Source organism: Xanthomonas hydrangeae (genome assembly GCF_032697525.1).
Lineage (GTDB): Bacteria > Pseudomonadota > Gammaproteobacteria > Xanthomonadales > Xanthomonadaceae > Xanthomonas > Xanthomonas hydrangeae.
Window position 1 is genome coordinate 2,769,753 of sequence record NZ_CP103836.1, and the last position, 20,359, is coordinate 2,790,111.

20 protein-coding genes are annotated in these 20,359 nt (G+C 60.8%); 12 read left to right on the forward strand and 8 right to left on the reverse strand.

Features of this window, described 5'->3' with window-relative positions:
• The first annotated feature begins 8 nt into the window (after positions 1-8).
• From NYR97_RS11660 to NYR97_RS11680, 5 genes are read left to right on the forward strand one after another with little or no spacing between them, the layout of a single operon-like run.
• Positions 9-1,226, forward strand: a complete 1,218-nt coding sequence (locus NYR97_RS11660) for an ATP-grasp domain-containing protein (protein ID WP_316693174.1) — start codon at positions 9-11, stop codon at positions 1,224-1,226.
• Positions 1,227-1,250: 24 nt separating this feature from the next.
• On the forward strand, positions 1,251-1,700 hold the full coding sequence (locus tag NYR97_RS11665; protein ID WP_316693175.1) for a pentapeptide repeat-containing protein: 450 nt from the start codon (positions 1,251-1,253) through the stop codon (positions 1,698-1,700).
• On the forward strand, positions 1,700-2,722 hold the full coding sequence (locus tag NYR97_RS11670) for a diiron oxygenase (RefSeq protein ID WP_316693176.1): 1,023 nt from the start codon (positions 1,700-1,702) through the stop codon (positions 2,720-2,722). The genes NYR97_RS11665 and NYR97_RS11670 overlap by 1 nt, the downstream gene beginning before the upstream one ends.
• A 56-nt stretch (positions 2,723-2,778) precedes the next feature.
• Positions 2,779-3,636 (forward strand): hypothetical protein, encoded by an 858-nt coding sequence (locus tag NYR97_RS11675; protein WP_316693177.1) that lies wholly within the window; start codon positions 2,779-2,781, stop codon positions 3,634-3,636.
• On the forward strand, positions 3,633-4,445 hold the full coding sequence (locus NYR97_RS11680; RefSeq protein ID WP_316693179.1) for a dimethylarginine dimethylaminohydrolase family protein: 813 nt from the start codon (positions 3,633-3,635) through the stop codon (positions 4,443-4,445). Before NYR97_RS11675 ends, NYR97_RS11680 begins: the two co-directional genes overlap by 4 nt.
• 675 nt (positions 4,446-5,120) lie before the next feature.
• Here the strand turns inward: NYR97_RS11680 and NYR97_RS11685 are convergent.
• Complete coding sequence (locus tag NYR97_RS11685; protein WP_316698187.1) at positions 5,121-6,224, reverse strand: alkene reductase; 1,104 nt, start codon at positions 6,222-6,224, stop codon at positions 5,121-5,123.
• A 111-nt stretch (positions 6,225-6,335) separates the two neighbouring features.
• Between NYR97_RS11685 and NYR97_RS11690 the strand changes: the two genes are divergently transcribed.
• Positions 6,336-7,244, forward strand: a complete 909-nt coding sequence (locus NYR97_RS11690; protein WP_316693181.1) for a LysR family transcriptional regulator — start codon at positions 6,336-6,338, stop codon at positions 7,242-7,244.
• Between the two features lie 195 nt (positions 7,245-7,439).
• Here NYR97_RS11690 and NYR97_RS11695 read toward each other — a convergent pair whose 3' ends face one another.
• A complete protein-coding gene (locus NYR97_RS11695; RefSeq protein WP_316693183.1) occupies positions 7,440-8,042 on the reverse strand; it encodes a TetR/AcrR family transcriptional regulator in 603 nt (200 codons plus the stop codon).
• Between the two features lie 305 nt (positions 8,043-8,347).
• Here NYR97_RS11695 and NYR97_RS11700 point away from each other — a divergent pair, with 305 nt between their 5' ends.
• From NYR97_RS11700 to NYR97_RS11710, 3 genes are all read left to right on the forward strand, one after another.
• Complete coding sequence (locus tag NYR97_RS11700; protein WP_425613072.1) at positions 8,348-9,484, forward strand: MFS transporter; 1,137 nt, start codon at positions 8,348-8,350, stop codon at positions 9,482-9,484.
• A gap of 148 nt (positions 9,485-9,632) precedes the next feature.
• Positions 9,633-10,745, forward strand: a complete 1,113-nt coding sequence (locus NYR97_RS11705; RefSeq protein ID WP_316693187.1) for a DJ-1/PfpI family protein — start codon at positions 9,633-9,635, stop codon at positions 10,743-10,745.
• A 15-nt stretch (positions 10,746-10,760) separates the two neighbouring features.
• The gene (locus tag NYR97_RS11710) at positions 10,761-11,774 is read left to right on the forward strand and encodes a GlxA family transcriptional regulator (RefSeq protein WP_316693189.1); all 1,014 of its coding nucleotides are present in this window, start codon (positions 10,761-10,763) and stop codon (positions 11,772-11,774) included.
• Between the two features lie 95 nt (positions 11,775-11,869).
• On the opposite strand, the gene NYR97_RS11715 is transcribed toward NYR97_RS11710, so the two are convergent.
• Both NYR97_RS11715 and NYR97_RS11720 read right to left on the reverse strand, forming a co-directional pair.
• Positions 11,870-12,940, reverse strand: coding sequence for an acyltransferase family protein (locus tag NYR97_RS11715; protein ID WP_316693191.1), 1,071 nt, complete (start codon positions 12,938-12,940; stop codon positions 11,870-11,872).
• Positions 12,941-13,149: 209 nt separating this feature from the next.
• A complete protein-coding gene (locus tag NYR97_RS11720; protein WP_316693192.1) occupies positions 13,150-13,683 on the reverse strand; it encodes a hypothetical protein in 534 nt (177 codons plus the stop codon).
• Between the two features lie 239 nt (positions 13,684-13,922).
• Between NYR97_RS11720 and NYR97_RS11725 the strand changes: the two genes are divergently transcribed.
• A complete protein-coding gene (locus NYR97_RS11725; RefSeq protein ID WP_316693193.1) occupies positions 13,923-15,401 on the forward strand; it encodes a SulP family inorganic anion transporter in 1,479 nt (492 codons plus the stop codon).
• Here NYR97_RS11725 and NYR97_RS11730 read toward each other — a convergent pair.
• Positions 15,354-15,599, reverse strand: coding sequence for a hypothetical protein (locus tag NYR97_RS11730; protein WP_115039615.1), 246 nt, complete (start codon positions 15,597-15,599; stop codon positions 15,354-15,356). The two genes, NYR97_RS11725 and NYR97_RS11730, sit on opposite strands and share 48 nt — an antisense overlap.
• 192 nt (positions 15,600-15,791) lie before the next feature.
• Here NYR97_RS11730 and NYR97_RS11735 point away from each other — a divergent pair, with 192 nt between their 5' ends.
• Together NYR97_RS11735 and NYR97_RS11740 are read left to right on the forward strand one after the other, a co-directional pair.
• Positions 15,792-15,995 (forward strand): hypothetical protein, encoded by a 204-nt coding sequence (locus NYR97_RS11735; RefSeq protein ID WP_316693195.1) that lies wholly within the window; start codon positions 15,792-15,794, stop codon positions 15,993-15,995.
• A gap of 128 nt (positions 15,996-16,123) precedes the next feature.
• Positions 16,124-16,354: a DUF1653 domain-containing protein gene (locus tag NYR97_RS11740; RefSeq protein WP_176340263.1), complete on the forward strand. Its 231-nt coding sequence runs from the start codon at positions 16,124-16,126 to the stop codon at positions 16,352-16,354.
• A 132-nt stretch (positions 16,355-16,486) separates the two neighbouring features.
• On the opposite strand, the gene NYR97_RS11745 is transcribed toward NYR97_RS11740, so the two are convergent.
• The 3 genes from NYR97_RS11745 to NYR97_RS11755 all read right to left on the reverse strand — a co-directional run bounded on the left by NYR97_RS11745 (position 16,487) and on the right by NYR97_RS11755 (position 20,358).
• Positions 16,487-17,224, reverse strand: a complete 738-nt coding sequence (locus NYR97_RS11745; RefSeq protein WP_055821242.1) for a DNA/RNA non-specific endonuclease — start codon at positions 17,222-17,224, stop codon at positions 16,487-16,489.
• A gap of 576 nt (positions 17,225-17,800) precedes the next feature.
• Entirely contained in the window at positions 17,801-19,933 is a 2,133-nt protein-coding gene (locus tag NYR97_RS11750) for a methyl-accepting chemotaxis protein (protein WP_316693203.1), read from the reverse strand.
• A complete protein-coding gene (locus NYR97_RS11755) occupies positions 19,930-20,358 on the reverse strand; it encodes a type 2 periplasmic-binding domain-containing protein (protein ID WP_023905351.1) in 429 nt (142 codons plus the stop codon). Before NYR97_RS11755 ends, NYR97_RS11750 begins: the two co-directional genes overlap by 4 nt.
• Position 20,359: the final 1 nt, after the last annotated feature.

The following is a 20,359-nucleotide window of genomic DNA, read 5'->3' on the forward strand; positions in this document are numbered from 1 at the left end:
AGCGTTGTGTGTCCTATGCATTGATGATCGGCGGTCGCACACCGCACACGAGGGTTTTCCATGACATCCATGGTCGATCAATTCTGTCTCGTTTTCCGGGGCGCGTCCTGCTGTTTCTGGATGCCCCAACCATCCACGATCATGGCCCGAACGTCACGGTCGAAGTGATCACGTACATGGAATATGAGCGCGCACTACACCTGGCACGGGAGTACCACCAGCGTGAGGGGATCAGTTCCATTTCCACGCTTGGTGAGGACTCCATCGAGTTCGTGGCTGACCTGCGTGAAGCGCTCGGAGTTGTAGGTATGCTCCCCAAGGAGGCAAAGCTACATCGCGATAAGGTTGCCATGAAGCAACGGCTACGCTATGCGGGAATGCGTGTACCCAATTGGTCAGAAGCAGCTGACACCGCTGCGGTATTGCAATTGGCGGATGCGGCGGATCAGGTGGTCATGAAACCACGTGATGGCCAAGGGTCACGGCAAGTAGCCTTCCTACGCGGTAGGGAGGCAGTTTCTACTGCGCTGCAACGCTGCCGCAATCCGGAGTCCTTTGAAGTAGAGGAATACATTGATGGTTGCCTCTATCACACCAATTCCGTCGTGATTGATGGCCAGTTGCGCTTCACCGCGATCGCACAGTACGTGCCCGGAATGGGCAATATTGACTACACCCGAGGCAGTCCTTTCGTCTGTCTAATGGAGCCTGACGGTGCGCTGCACGCACGGCTGCTCGAATACTCGCGCAGAGTGATCGAAGCACTGGGACTGCGCAACGGTGTCACTCACATGGAGCTGTTCCACTCCAATAACGATGAGATCGTCTTCTGCGAAACCGCAATCCGTCCGGGTGGCGGAGGCATCGTGCACATGATCGAGGCGCAGTACGGAATCAACATGTCATTTTCCGCGCTGCTCGTGGATGCAGGGCACGGCGATATGGCGCTGGACGGTTTGAAGGACAGCCATCCGCAGATGGGTTTGATCGGACTGCGCAACACCAAGATGGGGACCGTGCAGGTGGCCGAGGGCTGGGACCAGTTCAGCATGCCGTGGGTGCAACTGTTGGAGATCACCATCAAGCCCGGTGACTTTCGTCCGCCAAGTTCCCATTGCACCGATTTCACCGCGCTGGCCATCCTGGCGGCGGATGGACAAGAAAATTTCCATGAGCGAATCACCCAAATATCCGATCATTTCGACCGGCACCTGAGACTGGTTTGATCCACATGCTCCAAAGGACGCAAAATGTCAAATATCCCGCTGCGCAACGGCCAGTACACGGTACAGGCCTACGACGTGAATCTTGCCGAATCCACGTTCGAAGACGTGGCACTTACGGCGGCGACATTCAAGTACACCAGCTTGGAGTCAGCAACCTTCGAACTGGTCCGGTTCGATGGCGCCACGCTCCATAACGTCGGCTTCGACGCTGCCACCATGGACCGTGTGAGCTTCGTGCGTGCACGTCTCACCAATGCGCGATGCGACCATATCGCGCTGGACAATGTGGATCTGGCAGGGGCGTCGATCGCCAACACCAGTTTCAAGGACGCGCACCTTGAGCGCATCGACTTCTCCGGCGCAACTATCACCGGTGGCCGCTATGTTGGTACGACCCTGGAAGGCATTGCTGTCGAGCTGCTGCTTGAGCTGCATCGTATGCACAGTGGGGCCGTCGCGCCCGAGGAGGCGTGATGGAGGCGGGCCAAGCACTGAACGCGGTGAGGCAGATTCGCATTCCAGATCGCGCACCTCTGGCCACTCGATGGCCGCTCAACGTGGACGCCGTGCTGCTCGACGATTGCTCCGGCACCGATGACCAGCTGGACAAGCTCTACGAGAAGGCAAAGCAGCAGCAGTGGAATGCAAGCGACTATGACTGGTCGTATGAGCTCAAGCACGACAATCCCCTGGACATGCCGGACCAGACCTTGTTGGTGTATGGAACCACGCTCTGGAACGAGATGCCTGACCCCGAGCGCGCCGACGTCCGCCGTCACTTCCAAGCCTGGACTCTTTCGCAGATCCTCCATGGTGAACAGGCTGCCATGCTCTGCGCGGTAAAATTGGCGCAGGCGGAAGAAAGCCACGCCGCCCGCATGTGCGCATGTGCTCAGGCATTCGATGAAGCGCGGCACATCGAGGTGTACTCCCGGCTGGTCAAGGATAAGGTCGCCATCAGCTACCCGTTATCTTCCGCCCTGCGGGGATTGCTCGAAAACACAGTCACCAGCCGCGAACTGGATATTACGAATCTGGGCATGCAGATCCTGGTCGAGGGACTGGCCCTGGCCATCTTTCAGAACATCGTCGCCTACAGCCGTGATCCTTTTATCAAGACGCTCGTCAGCAAGATTCAGCGCGACGAGGCCCGGCACTTCGCGGTCGGGCGTATCACCTTGAAGCGGCTGTACAACGGTGGGCTGGAGCAACACGAGATGCGGATCCGTGAGGATTTCCTCAAGGAAAGCATCCACGTGCTTTACGAACATCTTTGCGCCGACGATGTCTGGGAAACCTTGGGGCACAACCGCAAGGCAGGAGAGCGCACGGTGCGCGAGTCGCGTATCGCCAATGTTCTTCGTCGGGCGATGTTCCAGCGCTTGGTACCCTCGATTCGGGATCTCGGCTTGCTCAGTGCTTCGGTCAGCAAGCAGCTTGAGCAGCTTGGAATGCTGGACTATGCCTCGCTTCCGATTCGCGAGGGCAACGTATGACATTTTCCCGAGTGCTTTGGAAGGGGATGCGGCCTCGTCTAATTCGCCATAGTTCGATGATTCTTGCGATCACGGTGGGCTTGGCGATACTCATGTATTTGCGTCCTGCGCAGGGGACCCGGATCGTCTCTGACGCACTGGTATTCTTACTACTTTCAATCCTGATGTATCAACTTTATGTCGTAGCAGTAATGAGCGGGATGCTCTTCAGCCTGCGCGTGGAACTGCGCCGCAAGACTGCGCATCTATTGGGCGGATTCATGCTTGTTCTAGCAGCGCTGCTGACTGCAACAAGTGCTGTGGTGGTGGCCCTGTGTCTTCTTCTTCTCGGTTGGCTGATAGCGACTAGAAAATTGCCTTCCTTGAAGATGTACCGGCAGCTGTCCGTAGATCGGCGGGATGGAACCGTGTCTTGGGGGGATCTCTGGTTTCCCGTAGGTCTAGGCGGAACGGCAATCTTGTTCGGTGCCCAAAGTGCCGAGTGGCTCGCCGCAGCGCTTGTTCTCACATTGGCCGACAGCGCCGCTGCGCTGACAGGAACTAGATTTCCGAGCCCTGGTTACCGGATTGCAGGTGGACGCAAGTCACTCGGAGGGACCTGTGCTTGTCTGATCGCAGCCTCGGTCTGTATCGTGCTTGCCGGCTGGGCATCAGGGCTCAATTGGTCGTGGATAGGTTGCTTCGGATTGGCGGCCGTGGTCACGACGGTGGAGGCAGTTTCCACGCGTGGCCTGGACAATCTCCTGCTTCCGCTTGCGACCGCTGTCGGATTGAGCTGGCTGGAGGGGATCCCAGCGATAGCATGGCTTGCGGTTGGAACAATCTGCCTACTGCTGTTGGCTGCCCTGTCGGCCTGGCAGAAGTGGAGCCAGAGTCTTCATCAGGTCGAGTCATCCGGACTTCAGCCCAAATGACACAACACAGCATTCTAATGTGCGCTCCAGAGCATTTTGGCGTCGATTACGTCATAAATCCGTGGATGAAGGGACAATGCGGATTAGTTGACAAAGTGCGTGCACAGGCGCAATGGAAATCGCTTGTCGATACCATCAAAAGCACCGCTCGTGTAGTGCTGATTCCGCCCCAGGAAGGGCTGCCGGATATGGTTTTCACTGCCAATGCTGCACTTTTGCATGGACGCCGTGCTGTGGTGAGTAGGTTTCGGCATCCTGAGCGGCAAGGCGAGGAGTCCTACTTCGACGCATGGTTTGCAGCGGCTGGCTACAGTAATCCGGAAGGACTGCGGGATGCTTTTTTCGAAGGTGCCGGCGATGCGCTTTTTTCTGCATGTAAAACAGCATTATGGATGGGTCACGGACATCGCAGCGATGCTGCTGCCGGTCCGCTGCTGTCTGAAATGCTCGGAATTACAGTCAGGCCGCTGCGGTTGGTTCTTGAAGAGTTCTACCATCTAGATACATGTTTTTGCCCACTCGACAACGGGCACCTGCTTTATTACCCACCAGCGTTCGATGATATGTCTCTCAAACTCATCGCAGACTTCTATCCCGAGCAAAAGCGGATCGCGGTAGATCACGCAGACGCACGTTTGTTCGCGTGCAATGCCGTTAGTTTAGGAGATCGAGTCATCGTGCACCCGGTTTCGACGCATCTGCGGACTCAACTGAATGAGGCGGGCTACCAAGTGGCGGAAGTCAATCTGGATGAGTTCCACAAGTCTGGTGGATCCGCCAAGTGTCTGACACTTCGGCTGCCCATGTGATCGATGGGCAGTATGATCACTCCGGCTACCTAAGGGCATGCGGATGCAGTCCGATAGGCTACCGTTTGACTACGTCAGAGATTGACTGCTAAAAGCGAGTCCGCCGCCTCACCAGAGGCGGCGGACGGCAGTGAAATCAATCGGGATCAACGGGATTTTTTGCGTTTAACCCAATATGGTGCCGATGTCATCGCAAGGGTTCAATGTAAGCAGGCCGGGGAGGCCGATGTATCGCTGACTTGGAGGGCGCAGATTGCCCTCAAACTGTCCGGGGCCGTCTAATGAGGTCCGATTCACGTCGGCTCAGAAATCAGTCTGAAAGTGAGTCGAATTCCTGTCTTGTTCAAGGAAATTATCGCTAGTACAAATAGACGCATTGGTTGTTCGTGTGATGGCGGACCCAATATAACGCAGGCACTTGGACGCGCGTCCAAGTGCCTTTTTTGTGGCTCGAGAAAATTTCGAGAAACGTCTTCTTCTTCACTGATCGCGTAGTTGGCGTCTTCTGGATAATCCACTGCGTGGGCGGTATTCATCATGCAACTCCGTTGTGGTGCGCTTGCTTGCGCAGCCAGGTGAGGACATCAACTGCGCGCTGCTATACCCCCATGGAGGCGAATTCGCAGCGCGCAGCGTCAGCCGCCGGCGGATGCATCGGAGGTTGATGCTTGTGCGTTAGGTTGCGACCGGATAGTCGGTGTAACCCTCCGCGCCCCCGCCGTAGTAAGTTTCGCGATCCGGAGTGGCGAGCGGGACACCTGTCTGCAGGCGTGCCACCAGGTCCGGGTTTGCAATGAAGGGCTGGCCGAACGCGGCCAGGTCGATCATCCCCTGGTCGATCAGCCGAGTGGCCCATTCCAGGTTCAATTTGCCCGCAAGGATCACGGTGCCGCCGTAGGTGCGCTTGAACGCTGCAAGGAATGTTTCGCTCATGTCCGGCGAGCCGTTTGCGTGGTTGTCGTTTAGATGCACATACGCAAGCTCGCGCTTGGCCAGTTCTTCGGCCAGGTACAGGTAGCTGGCCTCGCTCTCCGCGTACTCGGGCATGTCGAACTGGCGGTTGTTCGGTGCAAGGCGGATTCCCACCTTGTGGGCGCCGATGCGCGCTGCCACTGCATCCACGGTCTCGAGAATGAGCTGTGCCCGATTATGCAGCGAGCCACCGTAGGCGTCGACACGGTCATTGGTGATCGGGTTGAGGAACTGCTCGAAGAGGTAGCCATTGGCCGCATGGATCTCGATGCCGTCGAAGCCTGCGTCGATCGCACGCTGGGCCGCCTGCTCGAAATCCCTGACGATGCCTGGCACCTCTTCGGTCTCGAGCGCACGCGCCGGGCTGGGCTCAGCGGTCCCCCGCGTTCCGTCTTCGCGGTAGATGAATGCAAAGCTCTTGGAGCCGGGTGCAACCGGGCGCGTGCTCGCGCTCACCGGATCGGCGCCATCGGGCTGCAGCGAGGTGTGCGACATGCGGCCCACATGCCACAGCTGGGCGAAGATCTTGCCCTGCCGGGCATGCACTGCATCGGTCACCACCTTCCAGCCGGCAACCTGCTCCTGCGACCAGATGCCGGGCACATCGATATAGCCCTGGCCTTGCTGCGAGACGGGAGTGCCCTCGCTGACAATCAGGCCTGCGCTTGCGCGTTGGGCGTAATAGGTTGCCGTCAATGCATTCGCCACGCATCCCGGATTGCGGGCGCGGGTCATCGGTGCCATGACGATGCGGTTGCTCAGCTGGATGTCGCCGAGATCGAAGGGTTGGAAGATCTTTGATGTCATGGGGAGGGCTATTTGATGGGGACAGGCTAAAGAAGGTAAGGTTGACCTCGATGCACATAAAGGTGCTAAAAGTCCCAACATTCGGGACACGGATTCCCCAAAGGTCTACCGATGATCCCTGTCGAGACACTCAATGGACTTGTCACCTTCGTCACCGCTGCACGTTCCAGGACGTTTACCGAGGCGGCCGACTCCCTGGGGATCTCGCGCTCGGCGGTGGGGAAGGCGATCGCCCGCCTGGAGGCGCGGCTGCGCGTGCGTCTGTTCCACCGCACCACGCGGCGCATCGCGCTCACTGCTGATGGTGAATCCTATTTCGCGACATGCGCTGCTGCGTTGGAAGAGATCGCCAGCGCAGAAGCCAGCCTGGCCTCTCAGTCGTCACTGCCTGCCGGCCGGCTGCGTGTGGACATGCCGTCGTCTTTCGGCCGCCACGTCATGTTGCCGATCCTGCTTCGCATCGGCGCAGCGCATCCCGATCTCCATTACACGCTCTCTTTCAACGACCATCTGATCGACCCGGCCCAGGAAGGCATCGACCTGACGATCCGGTTTGGCGGATTGGAGAACTCCGGTGGCCTGGTTGCGCGCAAACTGGGACGGCAGCGGCTGGTGTTATGTGCATCGCCTGCGTATCTCGCTGCACACGGGGCTCCTCGCACGATCAAGGAGCTGCAGGCGCATCGCAGCATCGTCGGCTTCCGCAATGGCCAGCCTGTTGGCTGGAGGTTTGGCGACAAGGTGATCGCCGGCGATTTTGTGCCCCAAGGAACGCACCAGTTGAATGACGGGGACGCTGTCATCGACGCTGCGATCGCGGGTCTGGGCATCTGCCAAATGCCGATCTCGCTGGTGCGCCCGCACGTCCAGTCGGGCAGGCTGCAGCTCGTTCTGGAAGAGTGCACGGCCTATTGCATCGAAATTTTCGCGCTCTGGCCGCGCACGCGCCACTTGCGCCCGAAGGTGCGCTACGTGGTGGACGAGTTGGTGCGGCTTTCCGCTATCGGCACTTTCGATTAAAGAGTCACGCAATGCGCGCTGCCGCTACCATCGATACCTGTAACTAGGTCCGGCGGCTTGAGTCATTCACTGCGAAGTCGACCCTGAGAGCCAGGCGCAGCGAGGCAAGCGGGCTCTCAAATGAATCTAGCTCCGTCATCCCGCAGCGAACGCCATCCCGGCGTTCTGCGGCGCACGGGTTGAAGTGCGGCCTGCCTAGCGGGTCTGGGCGTCCCAGAACCCCATGAGCTGCGTAATGGCAGCGTCCATCGCCTTGAAGCTCATGCCGTCCCTGGCGAGTGTGGATAGCCCAAGCAGGAAGCTGTCGAACACGCATGTGAGTGCAGCGGGGTCGGCATCCGACCCGAGTTCTCCGTTGACGATGGCGCGTTCCACGCAGGCGCGGATGCCGGCGCGTGTGCGGGCGCGCGAGCGCGTCAGAGGGGCGCACAGTGCCGAGAGCTCCGGCGACGGCGCGCTCATCACTCCCAGCGTGACCATGCAGCCCTTGGGGTGGCCGCGCTCGCATTGCATCTTGGCTGAGCGACGCAGCGCAAGTTCTACCGCCTGCTTCGGACCAAGCGAGGTGTCCCACAAGCAATGGGTCACCTTGGCATAGGTCGCCAGGTAGCGGTCCATGCATTCCTTGAAGAGCGCTTCCTTGGAGACGAACGCGGCATAGAAGCTGGGCGCGGTGATGCCGCCGCCAATCGCCGCCTTGAGTTGGCTCAACGAGGTGGATTCGTAGCCCTGTTCCCAGAACAGGTGAAGCGCTTGCTCGACCGCGGTGTCGCGGTCGAAGCTGCGTGGCCTTCCCATCTGTACCATTGCACTCTCCGATGCCTACATACAGACTAGTCGATACATATGTCGTTGACAATGTGGCCGCTTCGTAATATACATACCGAACGATACATATATTTTGCTTTCGATAGCAGGCACGGGCAGGCTGTTCGGTAGGTGGCCTGTTTCTTTTTGGCTTATATATGTACCGATCGATATAGATCGGCGTGATCTGGCCCGAAACTTATCTCAACCAAGGACAGCATGTGACCTCTCCAAACACATCAACGGCCAGTGCAATCCCCGCGCCGTTACCCATCGCCGCCCTATTGGCGCTGGCGATGACCGGTTTCATCTGCATCGTGACCGAAACCCTTCCTGCAGGATTGTTGCCGCATATGTCCGCAGGCCTTGGCATTACTCCCGCCCTGGCTGGGCAGACGGTGACCGCTTATGCGTTGGGTTCGGTGGTGGCTGCAATCCCGCTGACCATTGCGACCCAGCAGTGGAGGCGACGTAACGTGCTGTTGCTCACCATTGTCGGCTTCCTGGTGTTCAACTCCATCACTGCACTCTCAACCAACTACAGCCTGACCTTGGTGGCGCGTTTGTTTGCTGGCGCAGCCGCAGGCCTGGCTTGGAGCCTGCTGGCCGGTTACGCCCGGCGCATGGTGCAGCCGGAACAGCAGGGCAGGGCCATGGCGATTGCGATGGTGGGCACACCGATTGCGCTCTCCCTGGGCGTGCCGCTGGGCACCTGGATGGGCGGCATGCTGGGCTGGCGGAGTGCGTTTGCCGCGATGTCGGTGCTGACAGTCGTTTTGATCGTCTGGGTGCTGGTGAAGGTGCCCGATTATCCCGGCCAATCGGCAGCGCAGCGTGTGCCGCTGCGCAAGGTGCTTGGCACTCCTGGCGTGCGTCCCGTGCTCGCCACCGTGATGGCGTGGATGTTGGCCCATAACATCCTCTACACCTATGTGGCGCCATTTGCCGCACACGCGGGGCTGGGCCATCGTGTGGACGTGCTGCTGTTGGTCTTCGGCGTAGCCGCACTGGTTGGTATCGGCGTGGCAGCAAAGCTGGTGGAGCATCACCTGCGTCGCACCGTATTGATCTCGCTGGCGACGTTCTTCGCACTGTCTGTGGTGCTGGCGCTACTGCAGGACATGCAGCCTGTCGTTTACGGGTGTGTGGCGGTGTGGGGTCTGACGTTCGGTGGAGCGGCGACGCTGCTGCAGACTGCACTTGCCGATAGCGCAGGAGAAGGGGCTGATGTTGCGCTGTCGCTCAATGTCGTTGCCTGGAACAGTGTCATCGCCGGTGGTGGTGTGGTGGGCGGCGTGCTGCTGGAGCAATGGGGCGCGCAGACCTTTCCGGCGGCCATGGCCTTGTTGCTGGCGGCTGGATTTTGCATTGCATGGCGCGCCCGAAGCTACGGATTCGCTGCGGGCACACGCGCGCCAGTCGTCGGTCATTAGCCTGTTAGCCGTGGCAGTAAATGACGGGTCAGCGACATTGCCGACAGCAGATTGTGGCGGAAGAATCAGCGGACATCTCCTCTGCGGCATCGCCATGGCCCCCCTTACGTTTCACCGCGTTATCCGACGCGCTGCCTGGGCTGCGTGCATGATCCTTGCCGGGTGTGCCGAGCCGGCGGCGCGGTCTGCACTGCCGGCGCGCGGTGCCCCGGATATCGCTGCAACGGCACAGGCGACGCTGCCGCCCTACCGTGCTCGCATGGCGCGCGCCCGCCCGGTGATCGCGGTGGTGGGAAACAATGCCGGTGTGGAAGTCAGCGACTTTCTGGTGCCGTTCGCCATTCTCTCGCGTGCCGACACCATGGACGTCGTCGCCGTCACCCTCGATGAGGGGCCGCTGACAACTTTCACCGACCTTGGCGGCCCCAGCTTCAAGATCGCGACAGACACAACCGTGGCCCAGTTCGATGCCGCGCAGCCCGAAGGCGCCGACTATGTCATCGTGGCCGCTCAGGCTTCCGAACCGCGACTGCTTGCATGGTTGAAACAGCAATCGGTGCACGGCGCGACCATCGTCACCATCTGCAACGGGGCACTCATCGCCGCACAGATGGGCGTATTCGATGGTCGCCGCGCCACGGCGCATTGGTCGACCAGCGCCAGCCGCGCCGAGACGTTTCCCGCCATCCGCTGGACGCCGAATCGGCGTTATGTCGCGGATGGAACGTGGATCTCTACCGCAGGCGTGAGCGCCGCGATCCCGGCATCGATCGCGTTGGTGGAGGCCATCAGCGGGCAGGCGAAGGCGCAGGAACTGGCATCGACGCTCGGTGCAAAGGATTGGTCGCCGCAGCACGACAGTGATGCATTCCGTCCTCGCCTTGGCACAACCGCGTGGCCGCTGGCGAAGGTGCTGTATACCAACCGATGGCTGCACAGTGGCGAGCAGATCGATGTGCTGGGCGCACCCGGGATGGATGAGGCGACACTTGCGCTGACCGTGGATGCGTACTCCACCACGGGGAGAAGCCGCGCGTCCGTCGTCTCTACCACTGGCGCATCCTTTGTCACGCGGCATGGACTTGTCATCGTGCCCGACCGACAGCGCGAGCCGGGCAGCACGATCCCACTCGTCGCCCCGGCCGACCCGATGCCGGTGCCGGCTTTGAATGATGCGCTCGATGGCATCATGCAACGCTATGGTCGAGCAACTGCCAAGGGCGTTGCGCTGGCATTTGAATATCCCGACTACCCGCGCTGAACGCGCAAGGCCTCCATGTCCGACTCATCTCCTTCGCGTCACGTTGTGCTGCTTGCGCACGACGACATGAATATTCTGGACCTGACCGGGCCAGTGCAGGCACTGCATACCGCAAATCAATGCGCGCCCCTGGCTGGGGGCAGTTCGCGCTACCGGATCACCGTCGCGTCCGAGAGCGGCGGCCTGGTGACGACCAGCTCCGGTCTGCAGGTGATGTCGGTGGCGATTGCCTCGCTGGACGATGTCGCCATCGATACGCTGATGGCGCCAGGTGGTTGCCGCGGTGCGGTTTACGCCGTCTCGCCTCGATTGGTTGAGTGGGTGGCCACGCGCGGCGTAAACGTTCGCAGGCTCTGCTCGATCTGCACCGGTGCGTTTTTGCTTGCCGCCGCAGGGCACCTGGATGGCCGGCGTGCAGCCACGCATTGGGGCTGGGCGGACCGGCTCTCCAGCCTGCACCCCGGCGTACGTGTGGATGCCGACAAGATCTTCGTGCGCGATGGACATGTGTGGTCATCGGCCGGCGTCACGGCCGGCATCGACCTGACGCTTGCGTTGATCGAGGATGATCATGGCCACCGGCTTGCGATCGATGTGGCACGTCAGCTGGTGGTCTTCGTCAAGCGCTCGGGCGGGCAGTCGCAGTTCAGCGCACCGTTGTCGGCGCAGACCAGCGCGGGCGGCGATTTTGCGGAACTGCACGGGTGGATGGCCGCCAACCTGCATGAGGATCTGCGGGTGGAAACGCTTGCCGGCCGCATGAAGATGTCGCCGCGCACGTTCGCACGCGTCTACCGCAGCACATGCGGTGTCACCCCAGCCAAGGCGGTGGAAACGCTACGCGTGGAAGCGGCGCGCCGCCTGCTGGAATCCGGAAACGCGCCGATCAAGCGCATTGCGGCGCTGACCGGTTTATCGGACGAACAGACACTGCGCCGTACCTTCCTGCGTGTCCTGGGCGTAGCTCCGGGCGACTACCGGGATCGCTTCCAGGGCACCGCAGCGGATGAGCGTTCCGCCGTCGCCTGATGCATCCATGGTTGCGAGTACGCGATGCGGGAACGTCGGGAAGAGCCTCGGCCACGACGCTCCCAACGCACGGCTATTTCAAACAAAGCGGTAGGCTATCTGGTGGTATCGGTCGCTTCGGGACGCGCAGGAGCCACTAACGGACGCGATTCGAAAAGCCTGGTTCCAATGCGCCGCAACAGCGTGTTACCGGGCAACTCGATGACGCGATACATCAGCCATGCCAGCAGGAAAACCACCAAGGTGATCAGCGCGGCCATGGCCGGGGTATGCGCATGGTCGCCCAGTAATTTCATGGCGACATAGATCACCGGAATGTTCAACAGATACATCGAAAAGCTGAACTCGCCACACATCATGATGGGCCGGTGGCCGAACAGCAGCTTGCCCAGAGGTGTATCGAAGGAGAACATGAACACGAAGATGCCCGAGAACAACGCGCCTTCCAGATAGTTGTAAAACTCGCGCTTGCTGCCGAATTCCACCGGCAGGATGCGTGCGATGACCAGGCCGATAACGATCAGCGTCAGGCCTTGCAGCAACGCAAGCGTGCGCATGCCCTTGTCGGACCAGGCTTGATTGCGGAACAACCCAAACAGCACGCCGGAGAAGAAATATTGCATCTTGGAGCCGACAAAGGTGCCGGGCAGTTGGTCGCGGTAGGAGATCAGCAGAAAAATCGCGGTCAGCACGATTGCAAGCACGGAGGCGTTTCCCTGGTTTCTGAATTTCCACAGTGCGAACCACAGGCCCACGAAGACCGCGTAGAACTGCACCTCCGGCGGAATGCTCCACAGCGCGGACACGTTGCCGGAGAACAGCAGGTGACGCAGCAGATTCTGATGGGTGATCGCGTAGACGAAAGATGGGTCGATCAGGTTGTAGATCAGATAGGAGCCGATCACCACAAACAGATAGGCCGGAGCGATCCGCGAGAAACGCGAGATGCCGTAGCGCACCACGGAAGAGTAGTCGAATTGCTTGTGGCCGTAGAGAAAGGCCATCAGGAATCCGCTCAGGGTGAAGAACACCATGACGCCCACTTCGCCCGGATACAGATGGCTACGCGAGAAGAATCCGTCTTCCGCAAGATGCGAATAGACCACCAGCAAAGCGGCCAGTCCGCGAATTCCGGTGAGCGCATCGATGCGCTGTGCGGAGCTCATCGATCGTTCCTGCTGATCGGGAGTTGCAGAAAACAGGGGTTTGCGTGGGGCATGGATGGTTTGTCTTTGGCGGCCGGGGGAGCTTCCCGCGTGAGTGCGCCTATGTGACAAATTGGTTGCATCCATAACCTGATCTCATGAATGCTGATTCAGCAGCATGAAGGCGAGACCGACTTGGTGCTGGGTGATTTCCATGTCCGCGAGAAGTTTTAGCTCCGCGGACTGCGCGGTCGCGTAATGCGTAGGGTCGTGTTGGTGCTCAGCAACATCTGTACCGCTGTTTCCACACTGCCAAACCTGCGGCGTTGCAACAGGTAGACCAGTGCGAGAAGTCCCAGAAACATCAAAACCACGCCCGGTCTGATCGCCAGCGCTGGAACAAGAATGACGATGACGATGTACAGAATGGTCCAGTTGCAGAAGCCGGTAATGACGATTTCACGTCGCCGGCGGTCGATCGCGATGTGCCCTCGCATCACCAGCGGGTAGACAGGACCGACGAACACCAGAAACGTCTCACGAAATGCGTAGGCATGCTCGGACAGGGGATGGAATCTGAGGTCTGGCCAACGTGTCGGTTCAACCGCGTTTTCGACCTGCGCTAATGAAAAACAGGCCAGCTGGGTGCTGGTCACCGGAATCCGCCGTTGGAACACGGGCAGTCCCCATCTGAAATACGGCCGATTCCAGGCGATCTGCAGAACGCCTTCGATCACTAACAGCACAAGCAACAGCTGGAACATCTGGCATCCGTTGTCGAGTGTTGAGTCGACTGTAGCAACTCGGTATGGGGGCTGCGCGGCCCGTCTTGTTCTGCAGTGCTTCAACGCGTTAGCATCGACGTTCGTCTATAGCGATCTCCTCCGACACCATGACGCCACCCTGACCTGACGCATCACGCGCTCGCAGTCTCTGCGAAGGTCCAGGTGTTCGACGTTCATGTATTCGCGCCGTGTGTTTGCCGGTGCGCGGAGTCGTTTCAATGTCCAGATTTTTCTCGTTGCGCCAGCAATGGTTCGGCAATGTGCGTGGCGATGTGCTCGCCGGCATCGTGGTCGCGCTTGCGCTGATTCCCGAAGCCATCGCGTTTTCGATCATTGCCGGTGTCGACCCCAAGGTGGGGCTCTACGCTGCGTTCTGTATTGCGGTGGTGACCTCCATCGCCGGTGGCCGCCCTGGCATGATTTCCGCAGCGACCGGCGCGATGGCGCTGTTGATGGTGGAGTTGGTCAAGGATCACGGGGTGCAGTATCTGTTGGCGGCTACCGTCCTGGCGGGTGCGCTGCAGCTGATCGCGGCGGCGTTTCGGCTTGGCGCATTGATGCGCTTTGTGTCACGCTCGGTGATCACCGGCTTCGTCAATGCGTTGGCTATCCTGATCTTTCTTGCGCAGTTGCCGGAGCTAATCGGCATGCCATGGCCGGTCTATGCGGTGTGTGCAGCGGCCTTGGCCATCATCTATCTGCTTCCGCGCCTTAGCACGGCGATTCCCTCGCCGCTGGTTGCCATCGTGGTGCTCACCGTGGCATGTGCGTACTGGCAGATCGACATCCGCAGCGTGGGCGATATGGGCCATCTGCCCGACAGTTTGCCGGTGTTTTTGCTGCCGGATGTGCCGCTGCGCTGGGAGACGGTGCGCATCCTGCTGCCGGTGTCGACGACGCTGGCGGTGGTGGGATTGCTGGAGTCGTTGATGACCGCGCAGATCGTCGAAGACATGACCGATACGCCCTCGCAACGCAACCGCGAATGCGCAGGCCAAGGGGTGGCGAACATGCTTGCCGGCTGCTTCGGCGGCATGGCCGGTTGCGCGATGATCGGGCAATCGGTGATCAACGTACGCTCCGGCGGGCGTGGGCGCCTGTCGTGCATGGTGGCCGGCGTGGTGCTGTTGCTGATGGTGGTCTACGGCGCCAACTGGGTGCGGCAGATTCCGATGGCGGCGCTGGTGGCGGTGATGATCATGGTCAGCATCGGCACTTTCAGCTGGGGGTCGTTGCGCGATCTGCGCACGCATCCCAAAAGCTCTTCGGTGGTGATGCTCGGCACCGTCGTGGTCACGGTCTGGACGCACGACCTGGCCAAAGGCGTGTTTGCGGGGGTACTGCTGTCGGCGCTGTTTTTCGCGCGCAAGGTCGGGCGCATGTTGCAGGTGCGGGAGATCGATCGCGACGACGGTGTGCGGGTCCATGCCGTGCGCGGCCAGGTGTTCTTCGCCTCGGCCGGGCAGTTCGCCGCCAGCTTCGATCTTCTGAGTACGCCGCCCAAGGTGCTGATCGATCTCACCCACGCGCACTTCTGGGATATCAGCGCGGTGGCAGCGCTGGATCGGGTGGTGCTCAAGCTGCGCGCGCACGGCGCCACAGTCGACATCGTCGGCTTGAATCAGGCCAGCGACACGCTGATCGAGCGCTTAGGAACCCACCGGCGCGCTTGCGCGCGCTTGCGGGTGAGTCACTGAGGTCTGTCGCTCATGCGCGGCGGTGGCGGCGCCCAGCGCAGTTGTAGCAGACGCATGCTCGCCGAGCAGCGCGCTGAGACGGCGGTGGCACTCCCGGAAGGCGAGCGCAGAGGCCGGCATGTCGCAGGCGTCGAACGTTTGCGCCTCGGCCTTCCAGGATGCGAGCAGGTCGTGCAGATCGTGGATCAGGCTCGGCATGGTGTTTCCTTTGTAGGCGTGCTGGTAGCTACGGACGGAAGCGCGGGCCGGATGCAGTGCCGGCGAGACAGCCTCATGCGTCACCGGATGACGTGGCTGCGACGAGCTGTCCGGCCGGTGCGCAGGACACACGTGCGCGTCACATGGCCGGGAGGAGGGTGGCTTTGCGGTCTTTTGCCGCTGGAGCTGATCATGAGCAGTTACGAAAACGGCGTAGACGACCCGACCACACCGCCTAACGGCGTCAAGGCACCCGGCAAGGACCATGCAGCGATCCAGGACGGGCCGGCGCAGGACAGCGAGATTGATGACGACGATGCCATCGAAGACGAAGTGGATGCTGAGGTGGATCTGGACGATGACGACAAAGACGAAGAGGATGAGGATGAGCAGTAGCCGCTCTGAGTAAACGTGAGCACTGGTGCGTTGCTGAGGTCACGAAGATGCCGCGCGCCTTGCGGCATCTTCTGGCTGTGGTCGCGCTGGCTGTTTAGACTGGACGGCCCTCGATCACGTTGACGTCCATGGATCATTTGCCACCACTGCCTTCCATTGCGCTCGGGCAGTACCGCCACTTCAAGGGTGGCCGTTACGAGGTGCTGGGTGTCGTGCGCAGCAGCGAAACGCTTGAGCCGCTTGTGCTCTACCGCCCGTTGGACAGCGACATCGGTATGTGGGTGCGGCCCTATGCGATGTTCGTCGAGCAGGTCGAAGTGGAGGGAATTGAACGCCCGCGGTTTGAGTTTGTGGAGTAACGGTTGTCTGCAACTCACTACGCTACGAGCCGATCTTTTAACTGATCTTTCGTCGTGCATGGCGACGGTGTGAAGCCAATCAAAAAGCCCGGGCGTGCCCGGGCTTCTCTACATCGCGTGGCTGACTAGTTATCAGCTCAGGTCGCAATTGCTCGGCTGCGGCCAGGTGGTGGCAGGCAGCATGGCCTTGACGGCGGCCGGGGCGGTGATGCCGATGGCGCTGGCGCCGTACAGGTCTTCCAGTTCGTCGATGCTGACGATGTAGCTATCGAGCGAACCGAGCGTAGCGCTGTTGGGAATCAGCCAGCTGATCGCGCGCGTGCCGCCGCCCGGGTTGGCGGTGATGATCGTCTTCCAGAAGAAGTCCGGGGTGCGGATGCCATGGCTGGTCAGGAAGTAATCGTTGGTGGTGTCGCTGTAGATCACCCCGCCGTAGACCTGCACGCTGGCAATGTCGCGGTAACACTCGGCCACATTTTCGGCACGCACCCAGATGCCCTGATTGAAGCTGGCTACCTGCGGCACGATGTTGGACATCAGGTTGGCGCGACGGATGTAGGTCGCGTTGTAGTCCATGTGGTTGGAGGTCACCAAGTGGCCGCGATCGTAGCCGGTGCGCACGCTGGCGTAGGAGGCAGTGGAGGTCTGGCCGGCACAGCCGCTGGGCAGTTCGGTATCCAGATTGAAGCTGGACGGACGCGCCGCCGAGCCGGTATCGGCCTGCAGGACGTATTCGTAGCGTAGCGCGGTGTGGTTGGTGCAGTCGTAGCGCAGCGTGTAGCCACCCTTGTTGAGGGTGACGACCTGTGCATTTGCGGTGGCACTGAAGGCGGTGAGAAGCAGAACGGCGAAGAAGGTCCTGAAGCGCATGGGAGTGAATCTCCTTGGAATCATTCGGACGCACGAGGCCACCGCCGCCTGCTGTGAGCAGTTCGACGTTCAGCGGAACGTGCGCTGGAAGGGGGGACAGGCTGGCTCGATCTCTAGCGAGCGCGACAGCTATCGCACGCAAATGTTTCTTGTTGGTGACGTAGGCGTGAGGAATGTGCACTCGTACCACTTTTTTCGATAAAAGTGTGATGGTTATCAGTCTTTTTCGTGCATACGGCGCGCTGGCGATAAGCGATTGGTTATGCCCGGAGCGGGCAGATGCGCGTCTGAACCACGCTTTTGCAGCGGCGCGCAATCAGCAATGCGCTGTGGGTAACGTCGGAGGACCACTGACGTGAAGGTCAGGAAGTACGCCAGCTTCGGCCGGCCCTATCGGCAACGCAGGGGCACTCCTCGATGGGAAGGGGGTCTGCTCGCCGGGCAACACTGCCGGATCACCACATCGCCTCAGCTTCGCATTCGCATGATCCCAAAACAAAAAACCCCTCGTCTGCAGTGCGTGCAGAGAGGGGTGTCGAGCGTGTGGCGAGGCGTTCGGGTCGATCGAACCGAATGCTATGCGACGTGTCGTACCAGCTGCTGTTCGGTGGCAGGCGCCAGTTGGAACTGCGAGACCAACTGCGTGAGCGTGCTCGATTGCTTCTCCATCGCCCGTGCCGCAGCCATGGCTTCTTCCACCAATGCCGCATTCTGCTGCGTGGTCTCGTCCATCTGGATGACGGTCTGGTTGACCTGCTCGATGCCGGCCGATTGCTCGCTGGAAGCTGCGGTGATCTCGCCCATGATGTCGGTGACGCGATTCACGCTGGCAACGATCTCGGTCATGGTGGTGCCGGCCTTGCGCACCAGTGCCGAGCCTTCGGCCACCTTGCCCACCGAGGCATCGATGAGCCCCTTGATCTCCTTGGCGGCCCCGGACGAGCGCTGTGCCAAGGTGCGCACCTCGCTTGCCACCACGGCAAAACCACGGCCCTGCTCGCCGGCACGTGCCGCTTCCACCGCCGCGTTCAATGCCAGGATGTTGGTCTGGAACGCGATGCCGTCGATGACGCTGATGATCTCGGCGATCTTCTTGGACGAGGTTTCGATACCCGACATGGTGCCGACCACCTGGCTGACCACCTCGCCACCTTGCGAGGCCACCCCGGCAGCGCTGCGTGCAAGTGCGTTGGCTTGACGGGCGTGTTCGGCGTTCTGCCTGACGGTGGCGGTGAGCTCTTCCATCGAGGCAGCGGTCTCTTCCAGGTTGGCGGCCTGCAACTCGGTACGCCGCGACAGATCCTGATTGCCGGCGGCAATTTCGCCGGCAGCGGTATCGATCTCCGAGGACGAATGCTGGATGCGCCCGACGATATCGGTCAGGCGGTCCACCGTGGTGTTGGCATCGTCGCGCATGCGCGCAAAGACGCCGGAAGAGGTGCCGTGCATGCGTGTGGTCAGATCGCCGCTGGCAATGGCCTGCAACACCTGCGACACCTCGCCAAGACTCCTGTCCGAGGTGCTCATCAAGTGATTGAGATCCACCACGATCTGGCGGAAATCATGTTCGAACGCGGTCTCGTCGCCACGTGCGCTGAAGTCGCCCGCCGCCGCAGCCGCGGCCAAGCGCTTGATCTCGCCGTTGATCGACAACAGGCTGGCCCGCACATCGTTGATGGATTGGCTGATCACCGCTTTTTCGCCCGGCAACGGGGCCAGCTGCTGCGACAGATCGCCCGCGGCATAGCGTTCGGTCAACGCAACGATCTGCATGGTCACTGCGAGATGGCTGGATACCAGCGTGTTGCTGGCGCGCACCATGCTGCCGAATTCGCCGGGAAATTCCTGCTCGGCGATACGGTGACTGACCATGCCGGCCTCGTGCTTGTCGCCCATCTCCGTCTGCGCCTGGATCACGCGACGCAGCTGACGCTGCATGCTGTCCATCGCCTGCAGCAGTTGGCCGACTTCGTCGTTGCGGTCGATCGAGATGGTGTTCTCCAGCTTGCCCGACGACACTGCATGTGCGATGCCGATGGCACGATTGAGCGGCTGGGTGATGGCGCGCGCCACGATCCAGCCAAAACCAATGCACACCACCGCGCCGACCAGGCCCAGGATCAGGCCGCCCATGCTTGCGGTGACCGAGCTGTCCAGCGCTTCCTGCACGGTGCCGCGGAAGCGTGCATCGGCGCGCTTCTGCATGGCGGTCAGGGTGGTGCGATAGGTGTCCAATGCCGGCGCCATCGCGCTCATCTGCTGCGCATCGGGTTCGCGCTGCTCCACGAACGCCGCAGCCACGCCATGCGCCAGGCTGTAGTACTGATCGAACTCCTTGCCCAGGCGTGCCAGCTCTTTTGCATTGGCCGGGTCGGCCTTTTGCAGTTTTACGTACGAGCTGTGGATCTCGTCGGCCACCGGCTTGGTGGCCGCCAACATGTCGGCATCGCCCGCAGCGGCGGCGCCATTGAGCCCGTTGATGAGCTTGTCCAGCGCCGCCACGTTGCGCGTCATCGCATCGAGCATGGGGAAATGCACGTCGCGCACCGCTTCCAGGCGGTCGTTGTTGCGGTGAAACACCAGCGTACTGAAGGCCACATAGCTCGATAGGCAGAGGATCGCCACCGCTGCCGGCATCAGGATTTTCCAGAACAACGGTAGCGACAGAATGCGTCTCATGACTTGAGTCTCGAGCAGGTGGCGGATCACGGCTTCAGGACGACCTTGACGCTGGCGTCCACTGCACTGGCACTGATGTAACCGATGGCGCCCGGTGTGGCCGCAACGGCCTTCTTGACCGCGTCATCGCCGCTGACACGCTTGGGACGCTGCGCCTTGCCGGTGAACATCAGCTGCGACCAATACGACTTCAGCTGCGCTGAATCGCGCGAGGCCACTTTCTTGTAGAACTCATCGCGGGTGGCGACGCCTTCTTCCTGGTCGATCGGCACGGCCGCGCCGCCGCCGGGCAGGCTGTTGGACTTGGCCAGGAAGATCTGCGACACCTGCGCAGCGCTCAGGCTGTCCGGGCCGCCCTTGGCGGACATCACCACCACCACATCGGCATTGGCACAGAAGGCGGTCAGCGACAACGCAGCAAGCAGGGAGACTGCAAAACACTTGGAAATGGTCATG

Coding starts and splice junctions, on each gene's coding strand:
- NYR97_RS11670 (WP_316693176.1), top strand. CDS start 1,700: ATGGAGGCGGGCCAAGCACTGAACGCGGTGAGGCAGATTCGCATTCCA.
- NYR97_RS11755 (WP_023905351.1), bottom strand. CDS start 20,358: ATGACCATTTCCAAGTGTTTTGCAGTCTCCCTGCTTGCTGCGTTGTCG.
- NYR97_RS11730 (WP_115039615.1), bottom strand. CDS start 15,599: ATGCCGAGCCTGATCCACGATCTGCACGACCTGCTCGCATCCTGGAAG.
- NYR97_RS11740 (WP_176340263.1), top strand. CDS start 16,124: ATGGATCATTTGCCACCACTGCCTTCCATTGCGCTCGGGCAGTACCGC.
- NYR97_RS11705 (WP_316693187.1), top strand. CDS start 9,633: ATGATCCTTGCCGGGTGTGCCGAGCCGGCGGCGCGGTCTGCACTGCCG.
- NYR97_RS11675 (WP_316693177.1), top strand. CDS start 2,779: ATGATTCTTGCGATCACGGTGGGCTTGGCGATACTCATGTATTTGCGT.
- NYR97_RS11690 (WP_316693181.1), top strand. CDS start 6,336: ATGATCCCTGTCGAGACACTCAATGGACTTGTCACCTTCGTCACCGCT.
- NYR97_RS11735 (WP_316693195.1), top strand. CDS start 15,792: ATGAGCAGTTACGAAAACGGCGTAGACGACCCGACCACACCGCCTAAC.
- NYR97_RS11685 (WP_316698187.1), bottom strand. CDS start 6,224: ATGACATCAAAGATCTTCCAACCCTTCGATCTCGGCGACATCCAGCTG.
- NYR97_RS11725 (WP_316693193.1), top strand. CDS start 13,923: ATGTCCAGATTTTTCTCGTTGCGCCAGCAATGGTTCGGCAATGTGCGT.
- NYR97_RS11680 (WP_316693179.1), top strand. CDS start 3,633: ATGACACAACACAGCATTCTAATGTGCGCTCCAGAGCATTTTGGCGTC.
- NYR97_RS11710 (WP_316693189.1), top strand. CDS start 10,761: ATGTCCGACTCATCTCCTTCGCGTCACGTTGTGCTGCTTGCGCACGAC.
- NYR97_RS11715 (WP_316693191.1), bottom strand. CDS start 12,940: ATGAGCTCCGCACAGCGCATCGATGCGCTCACCGGAATTCGCGGACTG.
- NYR97_RS11745 (WP_055821242.1), bottom strand. CDS start 17,224: ATGCGCTTCAGGACCTTCTTCGCCGTTCTGCTTCTCACCGCCTTCAGT.
- NYR97_RS11720 (WP_316693192.1), bottom strand. CDS start 13,683: ATGTTCCAGCTGTTGCTTGTGCTGTTAGTGATCGAAGGCGTTCTGCAG.
- NYR97_RS11700 (WP_425613072.1), top strand. CDS start 8,348: ATGACCGGTTTCATCTGCATCGTGACCGAAACCCTTCCTGCAGGATTG.
- NYR97_RS11665 (WP_316693175.1), top strand. CDS start 1,251: ATGTCAAATATCCCGCTGCGCAACGGCCAGTACACGGTACAGGCCTAC.
- NYR97_RS11695 (WP_316693183.1), bottom strand. CDS start 8,042: ATGGGAAGGCCACGCAGCTTCGACCGCGACACCGCGGTCGAGCAAGCG.